Annotated in this window: 26 protein-coding genes and 1 riboswitch; of the genes, 17 read left to right on the top strand and 9 right to left on the bottom strand. The window is 66.0% G+C overall.

Annotated features, from left to right (window positions below):
- Positions 1-120: 120 nt before the first annotated feature.
- Positions 121-1,242, top strand: coding sequence for a GGDEF domain-containing protein (locus WMC41_RS09200; protein ID WP_244765466.1), 1,122 nt, complete (start codon positions 121-123; stop codon positions 1,240-1,242).
- A 74-nt stretch (positions 1,243-1,316) separates the two neighbouring features.
- Here the strand turns inward: WMC41_RS09200 and WMC41_RS09195 are convergent, their stop codons facing one another.
- Positions 1,317-1,994 carry an alpha/beta hydrolase gene (locus WMC41_RS09195; protein ID WP_023516508.1) on the bottom strand — a complete coding sequence of 226 codons (678 nt, stop codon included), beginning with the start codon at positions 1,992-1,994 and terminating at the stop codon, positions 1,317-1,319.
- A gap of 214 nt (positions 1,995-2,208) precedes the next feature.
- Here WMC41_RS09195 and WMC41_RS09190 point away from each other — a divergent pair, with 214 nt between their 5' ends.
- The 10 genes from WMC41_RS09190 to WMC41_RS09145 all read left to right on the top strand — a co-directional run bounded on the left by WMC41_RS09190 (position 2,209) and on the right by WMC41_RS09145 (position 12,195).
- Positions 2,209-3,378, top strand: coding sequence for a cysteine desulfurase family protein (locus tag WMC41_RS09190; protein WP_432347785.1), 1,170 nt, complete (start codon positions 2,209-2,211; stop codon positions 3,376-3,378).
- Between the two features lie 138 nt (positions 3,379-3,516).
- Positions 3,517-4,986 (top strand): Fe-S cluster assembly protein SufB, encoded by a 1,470-nt coding sequence (gene sufB, locus WMC41_RS09185; protein WP_272805463.1) that lies wholly within the window; start codon positions 3,517-3,519, stop codon positions 4,984-4,986.
- A gap of 114 nt (positions 4,987-5,100) precedes the next feature.
- A complete protein-coding gene (locus WMC41_RS09180; protein WP_244765469.1) occupies positions 5,101-5,262 on the top strand; it encodes a hypothetical protein in 162 nt (53 codons plus the stop codon).
- A 48-nt stretch (positions 5,263-5,310) separates the two neighbouring features.
- Complete coding sequence (gene sufC, locus WMC41_RS09175; RefSeq protein WP_244765470.1) at positions 5,311-6,066, top strand: Fe-S cluster assembly ATPase SufC; 756 nt, start codon at positions 5,311-5,313, stop codon at positions 6,064-6,066.
- A gap of 24 nt (positions 6,067-6,090) precedes the next feature.
- The gene (gene sufD / locus WMC41_RS09170) at positions 6,091-7,365 is read left to right on the top strand and encodes a Fe-S cluster assembly protein SufD (RefSeq protein ID WP_244765471.1); all 1,275 of its coding nucleotides are present in this window, start codon (positions 6,091-6,093) and stop codon (positions 7,363-7,365) included.
- Positions 7,366-7,431: 66 nt separating this feature from the next.
- The gene (locus WMC41_RS09165; RefSeq protein ID WP_432347781.1) at positions 7,432-8,670 is read left to right on the top strand and encodes a cysteine desulfurase; all 1,239 of its coding nucleotides are present in this window, start codon (positions 7,432-7,434) and stop codon (positions 8,668-8,670) included.
- 12 nt (positions 8,671-8,682) lie between these two features.
- Positions 8,683-9,063, top strand: coding sequence for an SUF system Fe-S cluster assembly protein (locus WMC41_RS09160; protein WP_244765473.1), 381 nt, complete (start codon positions 8,683-8,685; stop codon positions 9,061-9,063).
- A 263-nt stretch (positions 9,064-9,326) separates the two neighbouring features.
- Positions 9,327-9,719: a Fe-S cluster assembly scaffold SufA gene (sufA, locus tag WMC41_RS09155; RefSeq protein ID WP_432347779.1), complete on the top strand. Its 393-nt coding sequence runs from the start codon at positions 9,327-9,329 to the stop codon at positions 9,717-9,719.
- Positions 9,720-9,938: 219 nt separating this feature from the next.
- Entirely contained in the window at positions 9,939-11,804 is a 1,866-nt protein-coding gene (locus tag WMC41_RS09150; protein ID WP_432347777.1) for a PAS domain S-box protein, read from the top strand.
- Complete coding sequence (locus WMC41_RS09145; protein ID WP_244765476.1) at positions 11,788-12,195, top strand: response regulator; 408 nt, start codon at positions 11,788-11,790, stop codon at positions 12,193-12,195. The genes WMC41_RS09150 and WMC41_RS09145 overlap by 17 nt, the downstream gene beginning before the upstream one ends.
- A 165-nt stretch (positions 12,196-12,360) precedes the next feature.
- On the opposite strand, the gene gcvP is transcribed toward WMC41_RS09145, so the two are convergent.
- The 4 genes from gcvP to WMC41_RS09125 form a co-directional block, all read right to left on the bottom strand.
- Positions 12,361-15,231 carry an aminomethyl-transferring glycine dehydrogenase gene (gene gcvP / locus WMC41_RS09140; RefSeq protein WP_432347775.1) on the bottom strand — a complete coding sequence of 957 codons (2,871 nt, stop codon included), beginning with the start codon at positions 15,229-15,231 and terminating at the stop codon, positions 12,361-12,363.
- Positions 15,231-15,593 (bottom strand): glycine cleavage system protein GcvH, encoded by a 363-nt coding sequence (gene gcvH / locus WMC41_RS09135; RefSeq protein ID WP_288077525.1) that lies wholly within the window; start codon positions 15,591-15,593, stop codon positions 15,231-15,233. Before gcvH ends, gcvP begins: the two co-directional genes overlap by 1 nt.
- Before the next feature lie 134 nt (positions 15,594-15,727).
- Positions 15,728-16,801, bottom strand: a complete 1,074-nt coding sequence (gene gcvT, locus WMC41_RS09130) for a glycine cleavage system aminomethyltransferase GcvT (RefSeq protein WP_432348307.1) — start codon at positions 16,799-16,801, stop codon at positions 15,728-15,730.
- A 224-nt stretch (positions 16,802-17,025) separates the two neighbouring features.
- Positions 17,026-17,127: riboswitch (glycine riboswitch) on the bottom strand.
- 153 nt (positions 17,128-17,280) lie between these two features.
- Entirely contained in the window at positions 17,281-17,562 is a 282-nt protein-coding gene (locus WMC41_RS09125) for a hypothetical protein (RefSeq protein WP_284219299.1), read from the bottom strand.
- A 214-nt stretch (positions 17,563-17,776) separates the two neighbouring features.
- On the opposite strand from WMC41_RS09125, the gene WMC41_RS09120 reads away from it, so the two are divergent.
- The 6 genes from WMC41_RS09120 to WMC41_RS09095 all read left to right on the top strand — a co-directional run bounded on the left by WMC41_RS09120 (position 17,777) and on the right by WMC41_RS09095 (position 21,730).
- Complete coding sequence (locus WMC41_RS09120) at positions 17,777-18,013, top strand: Lrp/AsnC ligand binding domain-containing protein (protein WP_024271053.1); 237 nt, start codon at positions 17,777-17,779, stop codon at positions 18,011-18,013.
- A 71-nt stretch (positions 18,014-18,084) separates the two neighbouring features.
- The gene (locus WMC41_RS09115; protein WP_272805455.1) at positions 18,085-19,077 is read left to right on the top strand and encodes an RluA family pseudouridine synthase; all 993 of its coding nucleotides are present in this window, start codon (positions 18,085-18,087) and stop codon (positions 19,075-19,077) included.
- A complete protein-coding gene (locus tag WMC41_RS09110) occupies positions 19,077-19,742 on the top strand; it encodes an HAD-IA family hydrolase (RefSeq protein WP_244765482.1) in 666 nt (221 codons plus the stop codon). The genes WMC41_RS09115 and WMC41_RS09110 overlap by 1 nt, the downstream gene beginning before the upstream one ends.
- Positions 19,735-20,520, top strand: a complete 786-nt coding sequence (locus WMC41_RS09105) for an ATP12 family chaperone protein (protein WP_432347771.1) — start codon at positions 19,735-19,737, stop codon at positions 20,518-20,520. Before WMC41_RS09110 ends, WMC41_RS09105 begins: the two co-directional genes overlap by 8 nt.
- A 73-nt stretch (positions 20,521-20,593) precedes the next feature.
- On the top strand, positions 20,594-21,244 hold the full coding sequence (locus tag WMC41_RS09100; protein ID WP_432347769.1) for a hypothetical protein: 651 nt from the start codon (positions 20,594-20,596) through the stop codon (positions 21,242-21,244).
- Positions 21,245-21,346: 102 nt separating this feature from the next.
- Complete coding sequence (locus tag WMC41_RS09095) at positions 21,347-21,730, top strand: DoxX family protein (protein ID WP_244765485.1); 384 nt, start codon at positions 21,347-21,349, stop codon at positions 21,728-21,730.
- Between the two features lie 11 nt (positions 21,731-21,741).
- Here the strand turns inward: WMC41_RS09095 and WMC41_RS09090 are convergent, their stop codons facing one another.
- The 4 genes from WMC41_RS09090 to WMC41_RS09075 form a co-directional block, all read right to left on the bottom strand.
- A complete protein-coding gene (locus tag WMC41_RS09090) occupies positions 21,742-22,056 on the bottom strand; it encodes a DMT family transporter (RefSeq protein WP_244765486.1) in 315 nt (104 codons plus the stop codon).
- A 156-nt stretch (positions 22,057-22,212) separates the two neighbouring features.
- Positions 22,213-23,046, bottom strand: a complete 834-nt coding sequence (gene fghA, locus WMC41_RS09085) for an S-formylglutathione hydrolase (RefSeq protein WP_432347767.1) — start codon at positions 23,044-23,046, stop codon at positions 22,213-22,215.
- 18 nt (positions 23,047-23,064) lie between these two features.
- On the bottom strand, positions 23,065-23,721 hold the full coding sequence (locus WMC41_RS09080; RefSeq protein ID WP_432347765.1) for a DUF1345 domain-containing protein: 657 nt from the start codon (positions 23,719-23,721) through the stop codon (positions 23,065-23,067).
- Positions 23,718-24,179, bottom strand: coding sequence for a YaiI/YqxD family protein (locus WMC41_RS09075; RefSeq protein ID WP_244765489.1), 462 nt, complete (start codon positions 24,177-24,179; stop codon positions 23,718-23,720). The genes WMC41_RS09080 and WMC41_RS09075 overlap by 4 nt, the downstream gene beginning before the upstream one ends.
- Between the last annotated feature and the right edge of the window lie 31 nt (positions 24,180-24,210).

The following is a 24,210-nucleotide window of genomic DNA, read 5'->3' as shown; positions in this document are numbered from 1 at the left end:
ATCGGTGAGATCGTTCCGGGGCGCCCTGCACGGAACGGCTTTGTGTCTTGCGTTAGGTGGCCAATGAGTGGCGCGGGCTTCCTGCTGGCGGTGAACTTTCTCATCGCGCAGTGTTTCTGCATGTTTTTCCTGGCGGTGTCCGCCAGGAGCCGCAACCGCGTCGCCGCCCGCTGGTTTGCCGGCACCTATGCCGTCGCCTCGCTCGCCACCATCTTCGAATTCCTCGTCGCCTATGTGCCGCCGGCAAAGCTCTGGGCGATCCTCGCCTTCGCCGCCATGCTGGGCGGCATGCTGATGCTGCGCGTCGGCGTCGGCCATCTCTACGGCCTTCGCACCAACCGGTGGGTCCTGGCGGGTATCTTCGTCGCCTTCGTCGCGCTCGACTACGTCATCTACGACCTGCCGCGCGGCACGCTCGCCCATGCGCTGCCCTACCAGACGCCGTTCGCGGTGGCGCTCGGCATGAGCGCCTTCGCCGTCTGGCGGGCGCGTCCGGCCAGTTTCGTCGACCGGGCGCTCATCGTCCTCCTTGCGCTGACCAGCGGGCATTTCATCGTGAAGGCCTTCGCCGCCGTGCTCGCCGGGGCGGGCAACACGGCGGAGGACTATCTCGCCAGCCAGTTCGCGCTCGTCTCGCAGAGCATGGGCGCCGTGCTGATCGTCACGGTCGGCCTGATGCTGCTCTGCGTGCTCGTGCTGGAGATCGTCGCGGAGGAGAAGGGCAATGCGGAGGTCGATCCGCTGTCCGGCCTCCTCAACCGCCGCGGCTTCGACAACCGCATCGACGCGCTGCTGGCGGGCGCCGGGCCGCATGGCCTCATCCTGTGCGACATCGATCATTTCAAGTCGGTCAACGACACGCATGGCCACCAGGGCGGCGACAGCGCCATCCGCGCCTTCGGCGAGGCGCTGCGTGTCGCGGCGCCGCCAGGCGCGCTCGCCGCGCGCATCGGCGGCGAGGAGTTCGCGCTCTTCCTGCCGAACACCGGCAGGGAGGCGACGCTGCTCTTCGCCCAGACCCTGCGCGCCACCCGTGCCGTCGCGCCCATTCCCGGCCTGCCGCCGGCCGTGCGCATCACCGCCAGCTTCGGCGTCGCCGAGGTGACGCGCGGCGAGCCGCTGCGCTTTGCCATGCGCCGGGCGGACGATGCGCTCTATGCGGCCAAGAATGCCGGGCGCGACTGCGTGCGCGAGGCGGAGCCGCCCGCGGTGGTGCTGGAGGTCGTCAAGCGCGCGAACTGAGGCGCGTGACCGGAAGGCAAAGAAAAAGCCCGGCGAACGTCACCGGGCTTCTTTTTTGTTTTCTTCTCGGCCGGTCAGCGGATGCGCTTGGCGGCCGGTTCCGGCGTCAGTTCGCCGGCGAGGCGGCGGTCGAGGTAGTCCTCGCATTCCGCCATCAGGGTTTCCGTCTGGCCGTTGAAGAAGTGGTTGGCGCCCGGCACCGTGCGATGGGTGATCAGGATGCCCTTCTGCGTCTTGAGTTTCTCGACGAGGCCGTTGACGTCCTTCTCCGGCGCCACCTTGTCGGAATCGCCGTTGATGATGAGGCCCGACGACGGGCAGGGCGCGAGGAACGAGAAGTCGTAGATGTTCGGCTGCGGGGCGATCGACATGAAGCCTTCGATCTCCGGGCGGCGCATCAGGAGCTGCATGCCGATCCAGGCGCCGAAGGAATAGCCGGCAACCCAGCAGCTCTTCGAATCGGGATGCAGGCTCTGCACCCAGTCGAGCGCGGAGGCCGCATCCGACAGTTCGCCCGCGCCATGGTCGAATTCGCCCTGGCTGCGGCCGATGCCGCGGAAGTTGAAGCGCAGCGTCGTGAAGCCGCGCTTCTGGAACATGTAGAACAGCTGGTAGACGATCTGGTTGTTCATCGTGCCGCCGAACTGCGGGTGCGGGTGCAGCACGATGGCGATCGGGGCGTTCTTCTGCTTGGACGGCTGGTAGCGCCCTTCAAGGCGACCGGCGGGTCCGTTGAAGATGATTTCGGGCATTCTTACTCCGGCAAGTTCGCGTTCTGGAACGGATTCTTGTCAACTGAAGTCTTGACGAAACCAGTCAGCTTTTCTAGAACCTAGTTTAGAACCATTCGAAACTGTGTAGGCGCCCATGGGACGCCGTGCGTTTGGTGTCATAAGGCAAGCCAGACGGAAATTTCAAGGAAAATGCACGCCGCCGTGAACTTGGCCTGGCAGGCATGGGTAAAGAATGACGAAGACGGAGCGCACATATCTGGACTGGAACGCCACGGCGCCCTTGCTGCCGGCGGCGCGCGAGGCCGTTCTTGCCGCGCTCGACAGCGTCGGCAATCCGTCTTCCGTGCACGGCGAGGGCCGGGCGCTGCGCATGCTGGTGGAGGCCGCGCGCCGTGACGTCGCCGCGCTGGTCGGCGCCGCGCCGGCCCATGTGATCTTCACGGGCGGCGCCACCGAGGCGGCGAACCTCGTCCTGACGCCCGACTACCGCATGGGCCGCACGCCGCTTGCCATCGGCCATCTCTATGTGTCCGAGATCGAGCATCCGGCGATGCGCGAGGGCGGGCGTTTTGCGCGCGAGGCCGTGACGACGATCCCCGTCACCCGCGCCGGCCTCGTCGATCTCGACGCGCTGGAAACGCTTCTTGCGGGCCATGACAAGGCGAAGGGCCTGCCGATGGTGGCGGTCATGCTCGCCAACAACGAGACGGGCATCGTGCAGCCGGTGAAGGCGGCGGCGGAGACCGTGCGCCGCCATGGCGGCCTCCTTGTCGTCGATGCGGTGCAGGCCGTCGGCCGCGTGCCGGTCGATATTGTGGCGCTCGACGCCGATTTCCTGATCGTCTCCTCGCACAAGCTGGGCGGCCCGAAGGGCGCCGGCGCGCTGATCTCGCGCGGCGAGGTGCTGATGCCCGTGCCGCTGATCCGCGGCGGCGGGCAGGAGAAGGGGCATCGCTCCGGCACGGAAAACCCGGCGGCGCTTGCCGGCTTTGCCGCGGCCGCGCGGTTTGCCGCCGCCGACCTTGCGGAGCGCAACGGACGGATCGCCGCCCTGCGCGCCACGCTGGAGGCCGGCATGCGGGCGGTGACCAACGACGTCATCATCCACGGCGCGGATGTCGAGCGTGTCGCCAACACCTCGTTCTTCAGCCTGCCGGGCCTGAAATCGGAGACGGGGCAGATCGCCTTCGACCTGGAGGGCATTGCGCTTTCGGCAGGGTCAGCCTGCTCTTCCGGCAAGGTCGGGCAGAGCCATGTGCTGGCGGCCATGGGCTTCGATGCCGCGCTCGGCGGGCTGCGGGTCTCGCTCGGGCCGGGCTCGACGGCGGAGGATGTGGAACGCTTCCTCGCCGCCTTCTCGCGCGTCGTTTCGCGGCGGCGCATGACGGGAAACGCGGCGTGAGGTGAATCTTGCGGGAACGCAAGTTTTCGCTTGCCAAAGGGTGGGAAAAACCGCCTTTGGCGCTTACATAACCGGCGGGAGGCCCGCCACACGTTGACAAACTGCCGGACCTTGGATCCGGCAAGATTGGAGAACGACATGCCTGCGGTGCAGGAAACGATCGATCAGGTCCGTCAGATAGACGTCGACCAGTACAAATACGGCTTCGAGACGAAGATCGAGATGGACAAGGCGCCGAAGGGCCTGTCCGAGGATATCATCCGCTTCATCTCGGCCAAGAAGAACGAGCCCGACTGGATGCTCGAATGGCGCCTGGAGGCCTATCGCCGCTGGCTGACGCTCGAGGAGCCGACCTGGGCGCGCGTCGATTATCCGAAGATCGACTTCAACGACCTTCACTACTACGCCGCGCCGAAGAACCAGACCGGCCCGAAGTCCATCGACGACGTCGATCCCGAGCTTCTGAAGATGTACGAGAAGCTCGGCATTCCGCTGCGCGAGCAGGAGATCCTCGCCGGCGTGCAGACCTCGAAGATCGCCGTCGACGCCGTGTTCGATTCGGTCTCGGTCGTCACGACCTTCAAGGAAGAGCTGAAAAAGGCCGGCGTGATCTTCATGTCGATCTCCGAAGCCATCCGCGAGCATCCCGATCTCGTGAAGAAGTATCTCGGCTCCGTCGTCCCGACGACCGACAATTTCTACGCGACGCTGAACTCCGCGGTCTTCACCGACGGCTCCTTCGTCTTCGTGCCGAAGGGCGTTCGCTGCCCGATGGAACTGTCCACCTACTTCCGCATCAACGAGAAGAACACCGGCCAGTTCGAGCGCACGCTGATCATCGCGGAGGAGGGCGCCTACGTGTCCTACCTCGAGGGCTGCACCGCGCCGCAGCGCGACGAGAACCAGCTCCATGCGGCCGTCGTCGAGCTGGTCGCGCTCGATGATGCCGAGATCAAGTATTCCACCGTCCAGAACTGGTATCCGGGCGACAAGGAAGGCAAGGGCGGCATCTACAACTTCGTGACGAAGCGCGGCGATTGCCGGGGCAAGAACTCCAAGATCTCGTGGACGCAGGTCGAGACCGGCTCCGCCATCACCTGGAAATATCCGTCCTGCATCCTGCGCGGCGACGGTTCGCGCGGCGAGTTCTACTCGATCGCCGTCTCGAACGGCCACCAGCAGATCGACAGCGGCACGAAGATGATCCATCTCGGCAAGAACACGTCGAGCCGCATCGTCTCCAAGGGCATTTCCGCGGGTTTCTCCAACAACACCTATCGCGGCCAGGTCTCGGCCCACCGCAAGGCGGAGAACGCGCGCAACTTCACCCAGTGCGACTCGCTTTTGATCGGCGACAAGTGCGGCGCGCATACCGTGCCCTATATCGAGGCGAAGAACGCGACCGCCCATTTCGAGCACGAGGCGACCACCTCGAAGATCTCCGAGGACCAGCTGTTCTACTGCCTGCAGCGCGGCATCCCGACCGAAGCGGCGATCGCGCTGATCGTCAACGGCTTCGTCAAGGAAGTCATCCAGGAACTGCCGATGGAATTCGCCGTCGAGGCGCAGAAGCTGATCGGCATCTCGCTGGAAGGCTCGGTCGGCTGATCGGGTGAAGGAATGTCCCGGCGGGTTCCGCCGGGGGGCCGGACAAGCCTCACGATGAAGTTCCCGCGTGATCCGTTATAATAGCGGATGCGGCTCTCATCTGGAGGCGACGACATGGATCCGGTCAATCTGACGTACTACGCCGTGGTTTGCGGTGGACTTGCAGCCTATTCGCCGACGCTTACGAACAGGATCGTGCGATTGGCGATGGGGTTCGGGGTGGGTGCCCTTTCGGCGACGCTCCTTCCGGTGGTCCACTTCTTCCTCGGCTTCTGAAACGAAGACGGGAGCGCGGGACGCGCTCCGAAGCCAGGATCGAAAACCATGCTTGAAATCAAGAATCTGCACGCCCGCATCGCCGAAGACGGCACCGAGATCATCCGCGGCCTGAACCTTTCCGTGAAGGCCGGCGAAGTCGCCGCCATCATGGGCCCGAACGGCTCGGGGAAGTCGACGCTCTCCTACATCCTCTCCGGCCGCGAGGACTATGAAGTCACCGAAGGCGACATCCTCTACGACGGCGAGAGCATCCTGGAGCTCGACCCGGCCGAGCGCGCCGCCAAGGGCATCTTCCTCGCCTTCCAGTATCCGGTCGAGATCCCGGGCGTCGCCACCATGCAGTTCCTGAAAGTGGCGATGAACGAACAGCGCAAGGCGCGCGGCGAGGCGGAACTGACGACGCCGGACTTCATGCGCCGCGTCAAGGAAGCCGCCGCCGAACTGAAGATCGCGCCGGAAATGCTGCGCCGTCCGCTGAACGTCGGCTTCTCCGGCGGCGAGAAGAAGCGCGCCGAAATCCTGCAGATGTCCCTCCTGGAGCCGAAGCTGTGCATCCTCGACGAGACCGATTCCGGCCTCGACATCGACGCGCTGAAGATCGTCGCCGACGGCGTCAACGCGCTGCGCTCGCCCGACCGCGCCGTCGTCGTCATCACGCACTACCAGCGCCTGCTCGACTACATCGTGCCGGACACGGTGCACGTTCTCTACAAGGGCCAGGTCATCAAGTCCGGCGACAAGACGCTGGCGCATGAACTGGAAGCAAACGGCTACGCCGACATCATCGGTGCTGCGGCCTGACGGCACCCGTGAAGGAGTGATCTCATGAACATGCAGACAGGCATGAAGCTCTCCGTCGCCGAGACGGCGCTCTGCGAAGCCTACGACCATGCGCTCGGCGAACTGCCGGGCGACGGCGCGGTGCTTGCCGCCCGCGACGTCCTCATCAGCGACTTCAAGGAAGCCGGCCTTCCGACGCGCCGCGTCGAGGCCTGGCACTATACGGACCTCAGGGCGCTGCTGCGCGCCGTGCCGGCCTTTGATCCGGCGGCCTCCGCCGCCAGGATCGGTCCGCTGGTCGAGGGCTCCACGGTGCTTTCCGTCGTCAACGGAGTGGCGGATGCACGGGGCGCGGTCGAGGGCGTGACGCTGCGCACCTTCGCCAATGCGCTGGCCGACGGCACGGCCGCGGACGGCCTTGTCGCCCGCGACGGCGACGACACGATCGGCCGCATCAACGGCGCCTTCGTTCGCGACGGTTTCGTGCTGGATTTCCCCGCCGGCACCGAACTTGAAGCGCCGGTCGAAATCCAGACGATCCAGAATGCCGGCCAGGTCCATACGCGATTCCCGGCGACCTTCGGCGCGAACGTCAAGGCGACCGTCATCGAGCGCCATGTGGCGGCCGGCGACAATGCCGCCTTCGTCACGACGATCAGCGACATCTCGCTTGCCGACGGCGCGGAGGTCACCTGGGTCATCTTCCAGGGCCAGGGGGCGGCCGATACCCATCTCGGCCAGATCCGCATCACGCTCGGCACCGACGCCAAGCTGCGCCTCTACGTGATCAATGCCGGCGGCAAGCTCGTGCGGCAGGAAATCCACGCCGTGGTGGCGGGCGAGGGCTCCGACCTCATCCTGCGCGGCATCAACCTGCTCGGCGGCGAGACGCATACCGACGTGACCTTCACGGTCGGCCACGACGTGCCGAACACGACCTCTACCGAGGTGATCCGCAACGTGATCTTCGATCGCGCCCGCGGCGTCTTCCAGGGGCAGATCCGCGTTGCGCCGGACGCCCAGAAGACCGACGCCAAGATGTCGTGCAACACGCTGCTGCTCTCCGACGAAGCCGATTTCTCGGCCAAGCCGGAGCTGGAGATCTTCGCCGACGACGTGCAGTGCGGCCACGGCGCGACCGTGATCGACATCGACCACACGCAGCTCTTCTACCTGATGGCCCGCGGCATCCCGGAAAACAAGGCGCGCGCCATGCTGGTCAACGCCTTCGTCGCCGAGATCGTCGAGGAGCTGGAAGACGAGCCGCTGGTCGAGGCGCTGGAAGGCGTCATCGCCGACTGGCTCGACAAGCACGCCTAACAGGAGCAATCCCAGCAAAAGTGTACAGCGGTTTTGCGTCCGGATTGCGTAAACAAGGAAGTCGAGATGGAACACGCCCCCGCACTGGCCTATGACGTCGAGGCGATCCGCAAGGATTTTCCGATCCTGTCGAAAACGGTCTACGGCAAGCCGCTGGTCTATCTCGACAACGGCGCCTCGGCGCAGAAGCCGCAGGCGGTGATCGACGCGATTTCGCACGCCTATTCCAGCGAATATGCCAATGTGCATCGCGGCCTGCACTTCCTGTCGAACGCCGCCACGGACGCCTACGAGGCGGCGCGCGAGAAGGTGCGCCGTTTCCTCAACGCCTCCTCGGTCGACGAGATCATCTTCACGAAATCCTCGACCGAGGCGATCAACACGGTCGCCTACGGCTACGGCATGCCGAAGATCGGCGCGGGCGACGAGATCGTGCTGTCGATCATGGAGCACCATTCCAACATCGTGCCGTGGCACTTCATCCGCGAGCGGCAGGGCGCCAAGCTCGTCTGGGCGCCGGTGGACGATACGGGCGCCTTCCACATCGAAGACTTCGAAAAGTGCCTGACGGAGCGCACCAGGCTCATCGCCATCACGCATATGTCGAACGCGCTCGGCACCATCGTGCCGGTCAAGGAGATCTGCCGCATCGCCCGCGAGCGCGGCATTCCGGTGCTGGTCGACGGGTCGCAGGGCGCCGTGCACATGCCGGTGGACGTGCGCGACATCGATTGCGACTGGTACGTGATGACCGGCCACAAGCTCTACGGCCCCTCCGGCATCGGCGTGCTCTACGGCAAGATGGACCGGCTGAAGGAGATGCGGCCCTTCCAGGGCGGCGGCGAGATGATCGTCGACGTGACCGAGGACATCGTCACCTACAACGACCCGCCGCACCGCTTCGAGGCCGGCACGCCGCCGATCGTGCAGGCGATCGGGCTCGGCCATGCGCTCGACTACATGGAGAAGATCGGCCGTGCGGCGATCGCCACCCATGAGGCGGACCTACGCGACTATGCCCATGAGCGGCTTTCGGCGATCAATTCGCTGAAGATCTTCGGCACGGCGCCGGGCAAAGGCTCGATCTTCTCCTTCGAGCTGGAAGGCATCCATGCCCATGACGTCTCGATGGTTATCGACCGGGCAGGGGTGGCGGTGCGCGCCGGCACCCATTGCGCCCAGCCGCTCTTGAAACGCTTCGGCGTCACCTCCACATGCCGGGCATCGTTCGGCCTGTACAACACGCGCGCCGAAGTCGATGCCCTGGCCGACGCGCTCGACCATGCCCGCAAATTCTTTGCCTGAGGAGGTGGACCCATGTCCCTCGACGCAACGGAAGACAAGACCGACGTCCGCGACGGCATCGTGCATTCGGCGATCCCGGACGACGAACTGGCGCGCCTTTCCGACGACATCATCTCCGCCCTGAAGACGGTCTACGACCCGGAAATCCCGGCCGACATCTTCGAGCTCGGCCTGATCTACAAGATCGACATCGAAGACGACCGCATGGTCAAGATCGACATGACGCTGACGGCGCCCGGTTGCCCCGTGGCCGGCGAGATGCCGGGCTGGGTGGAAAACGCCGTGGGCGCGGTCGAGGGCGTGTCCGGCGTCGAGGTCAAGATGACCTTCGATCCGCCGTGGACGCCGGACCGCATGTCGGAAGAGGCGCAGGTCGCCGTGGGCTGGTATTGATACGGCAAGGCCGGCTGCTGCGGCTTGCCCCTCACCCTAGCCCTCTCCCCGCAAGCGGGGAGAGGGGACGTGCCCGATGCAATGCCGAGATCTGGGAAAACCGTGCGGCATATCCCTTCTCCCCGCTTGCGGGGAGAAGGTGGCGGTAGCCGGATGAGGGGCAAACTCTCAGCGCTGTGACTTGATCCGTTAACCCGCCAACACTAGATTCGGATTCGCAGACCGCCGGGCCTTGAACCCGGCCGGCGAAGGAGAAGCGGCCCATGGCCTTTGCAGTGATGACACTCACCGACGCGGCGGCAGACCGGGTCAAGGCGATCGTCGACAATGCCGGCGGCGATGCCAAGGGCATTCGCGTCGGCATCAAGAAGGGCGGTTGCGCCGGCATGGAATATGCCATCGACCTCGTCACCGAGCCCAATGCCAAGGACGACCTGATCGAACACAACGACGCCAGCGTCTGGGTCGCGCCGGAGGCGGTGCTCTACCTTCTCGGCACGCAGATGGATTTCGAGGTGACGACGCTGCGCTCCGGCTTCACCTTCCACAACCCGAACCAGACGTCCGCCTGCGGCTGCGGCGAATCGGTCGAGCTGAAGCCGGCCGATCTTGCGGCCCTCGCGGCCTCCGGCCAGCCGACGGTGCGCGCCGGCTGAGCCGGTCGGGCATTGCGCAGCCCGTCAATCCTTGCGGCTTTCCTTCTCCGGCGGTCTTGCCGGGAGCGTTTCCACGTCCTTTCCGAAATCGCTCCAGCCTTTCGTCCCGGCGCAATTCCGGCAAAACCGCTTCGCACTTTTGCCGGAATTGCTTTAGTCTCCCGCGCGCGGCGCGCGAATCCGGCGCCGGCGTGATCGCCAGGGAGAGGGGCGCGAGCGATGGACGACTTTGCCGCGGCACTTTACCAGAACCTGCCCTTTCCCGTGGTCATCGTCGACGCGCAGGGGCGTCTCGTTTCCCATAATGATGCGGCGGCCCGCACCTTCGGCTGGAGCCGCGACGACGGGGCGGCGGCGGGCGTAGCCGTTCTCGCGGGCGAGGCGGCAGCGGCGCGCCTTGCCCGTCAGGCCGCGGGCGGGCGCGAAAATACCCATGCTCTCTGCTTCCGCCACGACAACGGCGCCACCTTCGATGCGACGGCCCATGTGATCGCCATGCCGGATGCGGGCGGACGGCCCTCCTATGCGATCCTCCTGCGCAGCCTTCTGAGCGGGGGCAGCCACGGCGAGCAGATCCTGCTGGGCCAGCGCATCGCGGCGGCGCTCGACACGATGCCCGAGGGGTTTGCGATCTTCGACGAGACGGAGCACCTCGTCATGTTCAACCGCTCCTACAAGGAGCGGTGCGGACCGGCCCGCGATGCCGTGCGCGTGGGCGTGACGCTGGAGAGCATTACGCGCGCCAATATCCGCGCGGGCATGTTTCCCGGCATCCGGGAGGGAACGCCGGAGGCCGAGGCGATGGTGCGCGCCCGCCTCGAAAGCCACAGGAACACCGGCAGCGGCGGAACCGTCTTCGAGTTCGGCAAGGACCGGTGGATCCGCGGCGAGAGCCATGTGGCCGAGACCGGCGACATCGTCGCGCTGCGCGTCGACGTAACGGAGCTGAAGCGCACCGAAGCGGCGCTGGAGATGAAGCGCCGCGAATATCTCTCGCTGCTGCAGATCCTGCCCGACATGATCCTGCGGTTCGATCGCGACCTGACGATCCGCTTCGCCAATGACAAATACGCCCATTTCGTCGGCTCGACGACGGACGGGCTGATCGGCCGCTACCTGCCGGATATCGCCTGCGCACCGGAACATACCGCGGCGCTGATGGACGTCGAGAACTACACCCGCGCCGCGCCCGTCAAGACCGTGGAGATCTGCATCGAGGGGCATGACGGCCAGATGATGTGGATGCTCTGGACCGCCGTGGCGATCTTCGACAAGGAGGGTGTCTGCGAGGTCGTCTGCGTCGGGCGCGACATCACCGAGGCCAAGCGCCAGCAGCAGCAGGTGGAAGCCCAGACGAAGGAGCTGCGCCGCAAGAACGAGGCGCTGGACCAGTTCACCGCCACGGTCTCGCATGACCTGAAGGCGCCGCTGCGCCACCTTTCCATGTTCGCCGAGATGATCTCGGAGGACCTGCACCGCGGCGACATCGCCGAACTGCCGACCTATGCCGACCATGTGCGCAAGAGCGCCGCGCGCATGCGCCGGATCATCGACAGCCTGCTGGAATTCTCGCAGATCGCCTACCGGATCTCGGCGCCGAAGCCCGTTTCGCTCTCCGACGTGGTGCGCGACGCGCTCGCGCTGCTGGAAAGCCATGTGCAGGAGGCGGGCGGGCGTGTCGAGGCCGCGCCCATGCCGGACGTGATGGGCGATCCGGAACTCCTGAAGCGGCTGGCGCAGAACCTCATCGGCAATGCGCTGAAGTACCGCAGGCCCGGCGCCGCGCCGGTCGTGCGCGTCTACTGCCGCGAGCGCCCGGGCGGCATCGATTTCGTCGTCGAGGATGACGGCATCGGCATCGACCCGCAGCATGCAGGGCGGATTTTCGAGGTGTTTCAACGCCTTCACCGGGACGAGGCGGTGTACCAGGGCACCGGCGTCGGACTCGCGCTGGCGCGCCGGATCGTCGAGAGCCACAACGGGGTGATAACGCTTGACACGCAGTACGGTCCGGGGGCACGCTTCGTCGTGACGTTTCCGCAACCCGTAAAATCAAAGGGGAACGATCGTGGGAGGCTCGGCTAGAAAGCTGATCGTCGTGGACGACGACCTTGTGGACGTGCGCTTCGTCATGCGTGCCTTCAGCGATGCCGGCAGCACGATCGAGATCACCCATGTCGCCGACGCGGAACTGGCGAGCGACCGGCTCGACCGCGAGGCCTTCGACTACATCCTGCTCGACATCAACATGCCCGGCACCAGCGGCATGGACCTGCTCAAGCGGCTGCGCGGACGCGCCCGCACGGCGGTGACGCCCGTCATCATGCTGTCCTCGTCCTCCAGCACCGCCGATGTCAACCGCGCCTATCAGAACGGTGCCAATGCCTATGCCGTCAAACCCTCGACGCTGAGCGGCTATCGCGATTTCGCCGAAGGCTTTACCCGCTTCTGGGTGGACGTCGCCGTCTCGCCCTGACCTCTCCCTGCCCGCAATGAAAAACCCCGGCCGATGGATCGGCCGGGGTTCGTCAGTCTGTGGCGTGAATCCTCGGGTCGAGCCCGAGGATGACGGAGGAGAGGTTGCGGGATACGCCGTTGGAAACCGGACCCGGCCGACAGGAACGGCCGGGACACAAAGCTCCTACTCGGCAGCCTCCGCATAATCCTCCAGCGGCGGGCAGGAGCAGACGAGGTTGCGGTCGCCGTAGACATTGTCGACACGGTTGACCGGCGACCAGTACTTGTCCACCCGGAAGGCGCCCGGCGGGTAGCAGGCCTGCTCGCGCGAATAGGGGCGATCCCATTCGCCGACGAGGTCCTCCACCGTGTGCGGGGCGTTCTTCAGCGGGTTGTTGTCCTTGTCCATCGTGCCGTCCTCGATGGCGCGGGCCTCCTCGCGGATCGCCAGCATCGCCTCGCAGAACCGGTCGATCTCGGCCTTGGTCTCCGATTCGGTCGGCTCGATCATCAGCGTGCCGGCAACCGGCCAACTCATGGTGGGGGCGTGGAAACCGCAGTCGATCAGCCGCTTGGCGACGTCGTCGACGGTGACGCCGGCGCTTGCCGCAAGCGGGCGCGTGTCGATGATGCATTCATGCGCCACGCGACCCTTGGCGGAGGCGTAGAGCACGTCATAGGCGCCCTTCAGACGGGCAGCGATATAGTTGGCGTTGAGGATCGCCACCTTGGTCGCCTGCGTCAGGCCTTCGCCGCCCATCATCAGGCAGTAGCTCCAGGAGATCGGCAGGATGGAGGCCGAGCCGAAGGGCGCCGCCGAGACGGCGCCGGTATTGCCAAGGCCCGCGACTTCCGGATGGCTCGGCAGGAAGGGCGCAAGGTGCGCCTTCACGCCGATCGGCCCCATGCCGGGGCCGCCGCCGCCATGCGGAATGCAGAAGGTCTTGTGGAGGTTCAGGTGCGAGACGTCCGAGCCGATGTCGCCCGGGCGGGCAAGGCCCACCATGGCGTTCATGTTGGCGCCGTCCATGTAGACCTGGCCGCCATACCTGTGCACGATCTCGCAGACCTCGCGCACATTCTCCTCGAAGACGCCGTGCGTGGAGGGATAGGTGATCATGCAGCAGGAGAGGTTTTCCGCATACTGCTCTGCTTTTGCACGGAAATCCTCCATGTCGATATCGCCGTTCTCCGACACTTTCACGACGACGACCTTCATGCCGGCCATCTGGGCTGAGGCCGGGTTGGTGCCGTGCGCGGAGGTCGGGATGAGGCAGACGTCGCGATGCGTGTCGCCATTGGCGAGGTGATAGGCGCGGATCGTCAGGAGGCCGGCATATTCGCCCTGCGCGCCGGAATTCGGCTGCATGGAGACGGCGTCGTAGCCGGTGATGTCGCAGAGCTTCTGCGACAGGTCCTCGATGAGGTGGCGATAGCCCTGCGCCTGGTCGGCGGGCACGAAGGGATGGATCTCCGCGAATTCCGGCCAGGTGATCGGCAGCATTTCCGCCGTGGCGTTCAGCTTCATCGTGCACGAGCCGAGCGGGATCATCGCCCGGTCGAGCGCCAGGTCCCGGTCGGAGAGGCGGCGGATATAGCGCACCATCTCGCTTTCCGCGCGGTTCATGTGGAAGATCGGATGCGTCAGGTATTCGCTGGTGCGCAAGAGGTCTTCCGGCAGGCGGTAGTCCGGCTCGAATTCGGCCACCTCGAAATTGCCGCCGAAGGCGCGCCAGACGGCTTCCAGCGTGACGGGGCGCGAGCGCTCGTCGAGGCTGATGCCGATGCGGTCGTCACCGATCTTGCGCAGGTTCACGCCTTCCGCGACGGCCGTCTTCAGGATGATGCCCTGCAGCTTGCCGACATGGACGGTGATCGTGTCGAAGAAGACGTCGGGCTCGACCGTGTAGCCGAGCTTTTCGAGGCCCTTGGCGAGGCGCACGGTCTTCTGGTGCACGCTCTGGGCGATCGCCTTGAGGCCCTGCGGCCCGTGGAAGACGGCGTACATCGAGGCCATGACGGCGAGCAGCACCTGCGCGGTGCAGATGTTCGACGTCGCCTTTTCGCGGCGGATGTGCTGTTCGCGGGTCTGGAGCGACAGGCGATAGGCGCGGTTGCCGCGCGCATCGATCGACACGCCGACGAGGCGGCCGGGCATGGAGCGCTTGTAGGCGTCCTTGACGGCCATGTAGGCCGCGTGCGGCCCGCCGTAGCCGACCGGCACGCCGAAGCGCTGGGTGGAGCCGATGGCGATATCCGCATCCATGTCGCCGGGCGATTTCAGGAGCGCGAGGGCCAGCGGATCGGCCGCGATGACGGCGATGGCGCCGGTCTGGTGCAGGCGAGCGATGAGGCCCGAGAAATCACGCACATGGCCGTAGGTGCCGGGATACTGGAAGATCGCGCCGAAGACGTCGACGGGGTCGAGATCGGTGAAGGGATCGCCGACGATGATCTGCCAGCCGAGCGGTTCGGAGCGGGTCCTGAGGAGCGCGATGGTCTGCGGGTGGCAGTTCTCGTCGACGAAGAAGGCCTTGGCCTTGGATTTCGCCACGCGCTCGGCCATGGCCATGGCTTCGGCGGCAGCGGTCGCCTCGTCGAGCAGCGAGGCGTTGGCGACGTCGAGGCCGGTGAGGTCGCAGACCATGGTCTGGTAGTTGAGCAACGCTTCGAGGCGGCCCTGGCTGATCTCCGGCTGGTAGGGCGTATAGGCCGTGTACCAGGCGGGGTTTTCCAGGATGTTGCGCTGGATGACCGGCGGGGTGATCGTGCCGTAATAGCCCTGGCCGATCAGCGAGACGAGTTTCCTGTTGCGGTTGGCGGTCTCGCGCAGCTTGTCGAGCGCCTCGCGCTCGGTCATCGGCGCGCCCCATTCCAGCGGCTTTGCCTGGCGGATCGACTGCGGCACGGTGTCGTCGATCAGCGCGTCGAGGCTGTCATAGCCGATCACCTTCAGCATCGCCTCCATCTCCTTCGGCGAGGGGCCGATATGGCGACGGTTGGCGAAGTCGTAGGGCTGGTAATCGGTAAAGGCGAAATCCTTGGGAAGAGACATCAGCCGACAAGCTCCTTGTAGGCGGCTTCGTCCAGCAGGCTGTCCGCATCGGACGGGTTGGCGAGCTTCAGCTTGAAGAACCAGCCGGCGCCCTGCGGGTCGCTGTTGACGAGGGAGGGATCGGCGGTGATCGCCTCGTTGATTTCGACGATCTCGCCGTCAAGCGGACAATAGACGTCGGAGGCTGCCTTGACGCTCTCGACGGTGGCCGCATCGCCGCCCTTCTCGAAGGTCGCGCCGACCTCGGGCAGTTCCACGAAGACGAGATCGCCGAGCTGTTCGGCCGCGTGCACCGTGATGCCGACGGTCGCAACGCCGCCTTCGATCTTCAGCCACTCGTGTTCTTCGGTGAATTTCAGCATGTTCGTTCCTCTCTATGGGAAGGTTCGTTCGTTCTTTCGACCCTCATCCGCCTGCCGCGCCGTCGCGTCTCCCTCGCCCCGCTTGCGGGGAGAGGGCGGGGTGAGGGGCAATAGCCGGGCGGAGCGGGTCATGGTCAGCGCTTGAAGGTGTTCTTGACGAAGGGCATGGCCGCGACGGTGACGGGCAGGAATTTGCCGCGCACGCCGGCATAGAGCTGGGTGCCGGGCGCCGTCGCCGCCTTGGTGACGTAGCCCATGGCGACGGGGCCGTCGGCATTCGGGCCGAAGCCGCCGGAGGTGACGGTGCCGACGACGTCCTCGCCCTCGGCATCGGTGGCGAGCACCGCACCGCCGCGCACCGGCGCGCGGCCCTCCGCCTTCAGGCCGACGCGGCGGCGGGATGCGCCGTTTTCGAGCTCACCGAGGATGACGGCCGCGCCCGGAAAGCCGCCGGCGCGCTCGCCGCCCGTGCGGCGCACCTTCTGGATGGCCCATTCGAGACCGGCTTCCACCGGGGTCGTCGTCGTGTCGATGTCGTTGCCGTAGAGGCAGAGGCCGGCTTCGAGGCGCAGCGAATCGCGCGCGCCAAGGCCGATCGGCAGCACGTCCGGATGGTCGAGCAGGCGGCGACAGACCGCTTCGGCAAGGCTGGCGGGAATGGAGATCTCGAACCCGTCCTCGCCCGTATAGCCCGAACGCGAGACGATGCAGTCGGCATCGTGCAGGTCGCAGGCGCGCACGTCCATGAAGCGCATGGAGGAGACGTCCGCCCACAGTTCGGCGAGCACGGCCTCGGCATGCGGGCCCTGCAGCGCGATGAGGGCGCGGTCGTCGTGCAGGGTCAGTTCGCAGGTGTCGCCGATCTTCGCCTGCATGTGGGCAAAATCCGCCTCCTTGCAGGCGGCGTTGACGACGACGTAGAAATGGTCGCCGCGATTGGCGATCATCAGGTCGTCGAGGATGCCGCCCGCGTCATTGGTGAAGAGGGCGTAGCGCTGGCGGCCCTCGCCGAGGCCGAGGACATCGACCGGCACCAGCGTCTCCAGCGCGCGGGCGGCGTCCGCATTGTCGCCGGAGCGGGCGCGCACGGTGACCTGGCCCATGTGGGACACGTCGAAGAGGCCGGCGCTCGCGCGGGTGTGCAGATGTTCCTTCATCACGCCGGCGGCATATTGCACCGGCATCTCGTAGCCGGCGAACGGCACCATGCGGGCGCCGAGCGAAAGGTTCAGCGCATGAAGCGGGGTTTTCTTGAGTTCAGACGATCCGTCCAAAAGGCGCCCTCCAGTCCTGTGGCGCCCCCTATCCAACGGGCACCGGCTCACAATCCCGGCGCTTTCGCGCCGCTCTCCTGAGCCCCCTCTGTCCCTTCGCCTGAGATTGTTATCCCTTCGGCGAGCGCTCGAAAAACGCTTCTCTCCAGAGTTCCGACGGCACCTTGCTGGTCCTTTTGCCTGAGAGTTTCCGGGGCGGTTGCTCCTTCGGCACCGGCCATGCCCTTGGTCGGGCGGCCAGCTTCTCCCAGCGAGGTCGCCTCCAGATAAAGGCGTTGCCCGCGCTTTGGCAAGAGCGTTGCGTCGCTCCCAAGCGAATTTTTGTCGTAGCGGGAAAGGCCGGGCAGGGACCGCGCAAAGAAAAGCCCCCGAAGGGGCGGCAGGTTGGAGGATGGCTGTTTTCCGAAGGAGGATCAGGCGGGTTCCGGCACGGCGGGCAGGTCGTTCTCAACATAGAGGCGCTGCGCCTGCGAAACGGTTACCGCGCTTCCGGGGGCGGTGATCAGCGCCAGGGCCAGGGCCGGCGGATGGATGACGGTGAGCGCGGCGATCGCGCGGGCATCGCCGCGGACCTTCGCATCCTCGCTCCAGGCATGGATGCGCTCCTCGAAGAGGGTGTTCGCACGCGTCTGCGACCGCATTCCCTGCGATGCGTAGGCGGCCGTTGCCGGCGAAACTGTCACGATCTGTGTCATGGCATTCAACGGAGTTGGTTTTGCATCGTTGCAATTTATCAGTTGCATCTTTCTGAGGCATAAAGTGCTGCGGTTGCATTTTCATCGAATTTTAACGGTCTGTACGATTATCGGCCGGCCTTGCCTTTGGCGGCGGAATTCCGCCATAAGAGATATGGAATGCCGCCGGAATCGGGCGGGAACACGCATGCCGCCGATGGCGCGGGAGGAACCGATGAAGCCGATTTTCGTGCAATTGCAATGCGCTCCGGGCAAGACCTACGAGGTCGCCGACGCGCTTTACGCTACGGAACTCATTTCGGAGCTCTATTCGACGAGCGGCGACTACGACCTTCTCCTGAAGATCTATGTCGACAGCGAGGAGGATATCGGCAAGTTCATCAACGATCACGTCGCCTCGATTCCCGGCATCGTGCGATCCCTGACGACGCTGACCTTCCGCGCATTCTGACGCGCGCCGTTTCCAATATTCCCCTTCGCCCGTTCTTGCGCTAAAGCACGGCGCAACGAAAGAAGGCGAAGATGGCAGGCATCGAACACAAGCAGGTGGAGAACGACGAGGCGGGCATGCGGCTCGACCGGTGGTTCAAGGTCCACTATCCGGGCCTCGGCTTCGGCCAGCTGCAGAAACTGCTGCGCTCCGGCCAGGTGCGCGTCGACGGCGGCCGCGCCAAGAGCGACACCCGCGTGCAGCCCGGCCAGATGGTCCGCATCCCGCCGATGGACGTGGATGCCAAGGGCCCGAAGGCCGGCCCCATCGCCGGCCGCGACCTGAAACATTCCCCCGATGGCGAACTGCTCGCCCGCATGCTCTTGCATGAGGACGACAAGGTCTTCGTGCTCAACAAGCCGGCCGGCATCGCCGTGCAGGGCGGTTCGGGCGTCACCCGGCACATCGACAAGATGCTGGAGGCCTGGACGAGCCAGAAGGGCGAGAAGCCGCGGCTCGTGCACCGCCTCGACCGCGACACGTCGGGCGTGCTCGTCATCGCCCGCACGCGGGGCGCGGCGCAGAAGCTGACCGCCGCCTTCCGCGAGCGCGACACCAAGAAGACCTACTGGTCGCTGGTCAAGGGCGTGCCGAAGAAGCGCGAGGACAAGATCTCCACCTGGCTCGTCAAGGAGCAGACGCCGGATGGCGACCGCATGCGCATCGCCAAGCATGGCGAGGACGGGGCGGACCACGCCGTGTCCTTCTACCGTATCGTCGAGCAGGCGGGGCAGAACTTCGCCTGGCTGGAGATGGAGCCCTATACCGGCCGCACGCACCAGCTGCGCGTCCACGCCGCCCATATCGGCCACCCGATCCTCGGTGACCCGAAATATTTCGACGCGGACGTCAACTGGAGCTTTCCGGGCGGCGTGCAGAACCGCCTGCATCTCCATGCCCGCCATATCGACATCCCGCACCCGTCCGGCGGGCGCCTGCGCGTCACCGCGCCGCTGCCGCCGCACATGGTGCAGACCTGGAACCTCTTCGGCTTCGACCAGAACGCGGCGGACGAGGAAGACTGATGCGGCTCGTCCTTTTCGATTGCGATGGCACGCTGGTCGACAGCGTCAACCTGATCCATGAGGTCATGGCGCGCACTTTCGTCGATTTCGGCTTCGCACGGCCGGATATCGCGCAAACCAAGGCGATCATCGGCCTGACGCTCGACATCGCGATCGCCCGCATGCAGGGCAAGCCGCATGTCGACGACGAGGCGCTGGCGATGACCGCGCACTATAAGGCGGCCTATACCGGCGTGCGCGCCGAGCCCGGCTTCCAGGAGCCGCTCTTTCCGGGCATCGCCGCCATGATGGCGCGCCTCGAGCGGCAGGACGACCTGATCCTCGGCGCCGTGACGGGGAAGTCCCGCCGCGGCCTCGATCTCATCCGCGCCGCGCACGGCTTCGACAGGACGTTCTTCGTCTCGCGCACGGCCGACGACTGCCCCTCCAAGCCGCATCCGGCCATGGTGACGGAATGCTGCAGCGAGGCGGGCGTGGATGCGGTGCGCACGGTTGTCATCGGCGATGCGGTCTACGATATGCAGATGGCGAAGGCGGCGGGCGCGAAGGCGATCGGCGTTTCCTGGGGCTATGCCACCGTGCCCGAACTGGTCGAGGCCGGCGCGGACCACATCCTGCGCACGCCCGCCGACCTTCTCGAATGGCTGGAGATTTCCGATGCGTGATATCCTGAGCGACCTTTCCTATGCGATGAGCGATCCCGACCCGGTGCGCCGCGCGCAGATCCAGATGAAGCGCCCGTTGCCGAAGCGGTTCTACAAGGCGGTTTCGACGGACGAGGTGGAGGAGGGCCACCGCATCCTGCTCGACGGCCGCCCGGTGCGCACGCCCGGCAAGAAGCTGCTCGCCGTGCCGGCCCGGCCGATTGCCGACCGGCTCGTGGCCGAATGGGACGGGCAGGGCGAGGAGATCGACCCGGCGAAGATGCCGGTGACGCGGCTCGTCAATACGGCCGTCGACGGCGTCGCGGCGAATTTCGACGCGGTCTTCGACGAGATCGTGCGCTTTGCCGGCACGGACATGCTCTGCTACCGCGCGGATTCGCCGGCCGGGCTCGTCGAGCGGCAGCGCGAGGGCTGGGACCCGGTCATCCGCTGGGCGGCCGATGCAAGGGGCGCGCGCTTCATCCTCGTCGAAGGCGTGATGCATCAGGAACAGCCGGCGCCGGCGATCGAGGCCTTTTCCAAGGCGCTTGCCGCGTTCCGCGATCCGCTGGCGCTCGCCTGCCTGCACACGGTGACGACGCTCACCGGCTCGGCGCTGCTGGCGCTGGTGCTCGCCGAGGGCGTCGTCGACGCCGACAGGGCCTGGACGCTCGCCCATGTCGACGAGGACTGGCAGATCGAGCATTGGGGCACGGACGAGGAGGCCTTCCACCGCCGCGCGCTGCGCCGGGCGGAAATGGACGTCGCCGCCGCCGTGCTTGCGGAAATTCCGCGCTGAAAAGACTTTGTTAAGAGGTTCGCACCATTTTGGCGCGCGACCGAAATCCGACATCGCATACCGGTTTGACTTCATGCAGTTCCTCATTCGCGTCCTTCTTTCCGCCAGCCTTCTCTTCTCCACTCCCTTCGCCGCCAGCGCCGACGAGGCCTATCCGGTCCGAGACATCCGCAAGATCGTCGTCAGCGGCGACGGCAGCGCGTCCGCCACGGTGCTGAAGCGCGCCGGCGAGCACCTGAAACGGGCTGCCAAGGCGACGCGCCGGGCCGTCGCGATCGACCGGGCGGTAATGGATGTGCGGGTTTCCGGCGTGAGGCAGGGCAGCGACGGCCGGAGCACGGCCCGCGTGACGGTGACGCTGGACGGTCCCGGCGAACCGTCGCGCCGGACCCTGACGGTCAACAGCTTCATGCCGGAGCAGAGGGGACGCGAGGCAGCGCTCGGCGATGCCATCGCCAAGCGCGTGGCGCTCGCCTATCACCTGGCGCCGGTCGCCACCGGCAAGGCGACCTATGGCAAGCGTCCCGGCAAGGATCGCAAAGAGGCCGGCGGCAAGCGCCGCACGCCGACGAGGACCTCCATACAGGCCTATCCGGGCGGGGAGAAGCGCCCGCTGGTCATTCCGAGCGAGGCGGCGCTGACGGTGCGCTCGCGCGCGCTGCCGGAAGGCTCCAGGAAGAAGGTAGCGCCCTGCGTCGTCACGCAGGCGATCAGCTGCGATTGATCGCGCGAAATGCGCCTCGGCGAGGCGCGGCAAGGACCAGGCGAATCCGTGCGGGAAGCGTGATAGAGTTCCCTTCTTCTTGAAACGGAGGGGAACGAAGGCATGTTCGACGGTCTATCCGCCTATCGGCCGCAGGCGCTGGCGGCGCTGCGCATCATGACGGCATTGCTCTTCATCGAGCACGGCACGCAAAAGTTCTTCAATTTCCCGCCCTCGGACCAGCCCTTCGGCGATCTGATGAACCTGATAGGGCTGGCCGGCGCGCTGGAGATCGCCGGCGGCCTTTTGATCCTGCTCGGCCTCTTCACGCGGCCGGCGGCCTTCGTGCTCTGCGGCTTCATGGCGGTCGCCTATTTCATGGCCCATGCGCCGCAGAGCTTTTTCCCGATCAACAATCGCGGCGACGCCGCGATCCTGTTCTGCTTCGTCTTCCTGTACCTGACCGCCGCAGGGCCGGGCGCCTTCGCTCTCGACAATCGCCGTTAGAGCCGTCCGCTCTAGGCCGCGAATTTCAGGCCGAGGATGCCGGTGACGATGAGCGCGATGCAGCCCATGCGCATGGCGGTCACCGGCTCGGCGAAGAGGACGACGCCGAGCATCACGGTGCCGACCGTGCCGATGCCGGTCCAGATCGCATAGGCGGTGCCGATCGGCAGCGTCTTCACGGCAAGGCCGAGCAGGACGATGGAAACGACCATCGAGCCGGCGGTGAGGACCGTCGGCAGAGGCCTGGTGAAACCGTCGGTATATTTGAGGCCGATCGCCCAGCCGATTTCGAACAGGCCCGCGAGGGTGAGATAAATCCAGGGCATTGCCCACTCCATAAGAAAGGAGCGAGGCCGTCCCCGCGGTCGTGACCGGATGCCATCCGGCGGTAGCCGTCTACCGGGGTGCACTATACCCCGGTGGCGGGGAAGGGCAAGGACGGGGGCGGCATGCCAGCCATGCGCCCCCGCCATGGCAATGGCTCAGCCGAGACGCTCGGCATGCCACTTCAGGTGATCGTCCATGAAGGTGGAGATGAAGTAGTAGGAGTGGTCGTAGCGCTCGTGCATGCGCAGCGTCAAAGCGATGTCCGTATCCTTGACCGCCGCCTCGAAGAGCCAGGGGCGCAGGCCGTTTTCCAGGAAGCCGTCCGCCTTGCCCTGGTCGATGAGGAATTCCGGGAACCGGGCGCCATCGGCGACGAGCGCGCAGGCATCGTATTGCCGCCACGCCGCCCTGTCGGCGCCGAGATACTTTTCGAAGGCCGGGGCCGACCAGTCGGCGGTGGAGGGCTCGACGATCGGCGCGAATGCCGAGCAGCTCCTGAAGCGCTCCGGGTTCCTGAGCGCGATCGTCATGGCGCCGTGGCCGCCCATCGAATGGCCGAAAATGCCCTGGCGCGCCATGTCCATGCGGAAATGCTGGCTGACGAAATTCGGCAGCTCCTCCGTCACGTAGCTGTACATCTGGTAGTGTTCCGCCCAGGGCGCCTCGGTCGCGTCGAGATAGAAGCCGGCGCCCTTGCCCATCTGCCAGTTGGTGATTTCGTCCGGCACGTCGTTGCCGCGCGGGCTGGTGTCCGGGCAGACGACGATGAGGCCGAGCTCGGCGGCCATGCGCCGGTATTCGCCCTTCTCCATGACATTGGCATGGCTGCAGGTGAGGCCGGACAGATACCACAGCACGGGGCGCGGCTCGTGGATCGCCTGCGGCGGCACGAAGACGGCGAAGGTCATCTCGCACTTGCAGGCTTCCGAATCATGGGCGAACACGCCCTGCATGCCGCCGAAGGCCGTGTTCTGGGAAAGCACTTTCATCTGGGAACTCCGTAGGGTTCAGGTGGCGAGCGATACTGCCGCATTGACGGCGGCGGCAACCAGCACCGTGTTGAAGAAGAAGGAAACGATCGCGTGCAGCAGGTTGACCTTGCGCATCGCCGTGGAGGTGATGGCGATGTCCGAGGTCTGCGCGGTCATGCCGATGACGAAGGCGAAATAGAGGAAATCGTAGGCGCCAGGCGCGGCCTTACCGGGGAAATCGAGGCTTCGGCCGGCATCGAGGCTCGTTTCCGTGCTGCCGGGGCGCCAATAGAGATGGGCATAGTGCATGGCCGCCATGGTGTGGATGGTCAGCGAGCCGAGCGCGACGGAGGCGAAGGCGAGCACGAATTCGCCGAGGGAGGCGGCCGGCCGGTTGAGCACCACGAAGAGCGAGCCCGTGGAAACGGCGACGGCCGCGAACGTCACGGCGAAGATGACCGTGACCGGCTCGTCCGTGTCCGTCGCATAATGTTCGAGATGGGCGGCGGTCAGGCGCGGCACGCGCCAGGCGGTCAAGAGGAGATAGCAGAGGAAGAAGGCGACGGCCGCGATGCCGATGGCGAAATCCGGCTTGAGCCAGAGCGCAAGGAAAAGCGCGAGGGCCGCCGCGCCGATGCCGACATAGAAGGGCAGGTGCCTGCCGTAGATCCTCGGCCCCGGCGCCTTTTTCATGGGGACGGGCCAGCCTGCGCGTTCTTCGCCCGGCGGCAGAGGCGGTCGAGCATTTCGAGGAAGGCGGAGCGGTCGCGCGGCGAGAAGGCGGCATTGTAGCCCTTGCTCTCGCCCGTTTCGCGCAGATGCGCGCCGAGGTCGCGCATGGCGCTCGCCATGCCGATATTGGTCTTGTCGAAAAGGCGGCCGGTGGGGCCGGTGACATGCGCGCCCTTCTCGACGCAGCGCACCGCCAGCGGCACGTCGGCCGTCACGACGATGTCGTCGGCGCCGACATTGTCGGCGATCCAGTTGTCCGCCGCGTCGAAGGCGCCCGAGACGATGACATTGCGCACCATCGGGTCGCGCGACGGGCGCAGGCCCGAATTGGCGACGAAGGTCACCGCCATGCCATGGCGTTCCGCCACCTTGAGGATTTCGGGCTTTACCGGGCACGCATCCGCGTCAACGTAGATCATGGCGCCGCAATTTCCTGTATGTCGTGGTTCC

It is taken from the genome of Shinella yambaruensis, from assembly GCF_050859155.1.
In the GTDB taxonomy this organism is placed as follows: domain Bacteria; phylum Pseudomonadota; class Alphaproteobacteria; order Rhizobiales; family Rhizobiaceae; genus Shinella; species Shinella yambaruensis.
The sequence above is the reverse complement of the archived record's forward strand: the minus strand, read 5'-3'. Positions and strand labels throughout refer to the sequence as shown.